The 1,226-nt window shown below is 71.3% G+C and carries 1 protein-coding gene; it reads left to right on the forward strand.

Translation table 11 applies throughout. The annotated features are described in order from the left end of the window. Positions 1-1,226 (forward strand): L-serine ammonia-lyase (locus tag IF06_RS0131700; protein WP_030275461.1); only part of this gene is annotated, 1,226 nt, incomplete at both ends.

The following is a 1,226-nucleotide window of genomic DNA, read 5'->3' on the forward strand; positions in this document are numbered from 1 at the left end:
GCCGATGTGGCGCGGGTACGGGCGGAGCTGTTCGGCTCGCTCGGCGCGACCGGCCACGGGCACGGCAGTGACCGGGCGGTGCTGCTGGGGCTGGAGGGTGAGGTCCCGGAGACCGTCGACACGGACTCGGTCGGGCCGCGGGTGGAGCGGATCCGCACGCAGCGGCGGCTCGACCTGTTCGGCAGTCAGGGGGTCGACTTCGATCCGGACACGGATCTGGTGCTGCATCGGCGGCGGTCGTTGCCGTACCACCCGAACGGGATGACGTTCGCGGCGTACGACGCGGCCGGGGGCGAGGTGCGGACGCGCACGTACTACTCGGTCGGTGGCGGGTTCGTGGTGGACGAGGCGGCGGCCGGGGCGGACCGGATCAAGGCGGACAGCACCCGGGTACGGCACCCGTTCCTGACCGGCGCGGAGCTGCTGACCGTCACCTCGGAGACCGGGCTGTCGATCAGTGAGGTGATGCTCGCCAACGAGGTGTCCTGGCGTAGCGAGGCGGACGTGCGCGCCGGGCTGCTGGAGATCTGGCGGGTGATGCGCGAGTGCGTGGAGAACGGCTGCACCCGTGACGGCGTACTCCCGGGTGGGTTGAAGGTCCGGCGGCGCGCGGCCGAGATGCGGCGCAGCCTGGAGGCGGAGACCGGCAGCCAGGATCCGCTGCGCGCGATGGACTGGGTGACGTTGTTCGCGCTGGCGGTCAACGAGGAGAACGCGGCCGGCGGGCGGGTGGTCACCGCGCCGACGAATGGTGCCGCCGGGATCATCCCGGCTGTGCTGCACTACTACACCCGGTTCGTGCCGGGTGCCTCCGAGGAGGGCGTGGTCCGGTTCCTGCTGGCGGCGGGCGCGATCGGTGTGTTGTTCAAGGAGAACGCGTCGATCTCCGGGGCCGAGGTGGGCTGTCAGGGTGAGGTGGGTTCGGCGTGCTCGATGGCGGCGGCCGGGCTCGCCGAGGCGCTTGGCGGTACGCCGGAGCAGGTGGAGAACGCCGCCGAGATCGGCATGGAGCACAACCTGGGGCTGACCTGCGATCCGGTGGGTGGCCTGGTGCAGATTCCGTGCATCGAGCGCAACGCGGTGGCGAGCATCAAGGCGATCACCGCGGCCCGGCTGGCGTTGCGGGGCGACGGGGTGCACCACGTGTCGCTGGACAAGGTCATCAAGACCATGCGGGAGACCGGCGCGGACATGAAGGTCAAGTACAAGGAGACCGCGCGGGGCGG

Origin of the sequence: Micromonospora globosa, assembly GCF_000717585.1 — a bacterium.
GTDB classification, from domain to species: Bacteria; Actinomycetota; Actinomycetes; order Mycobacteriales; family Micromonosporaceae; genus Micromonospora; species Micromonospora aurantiaca.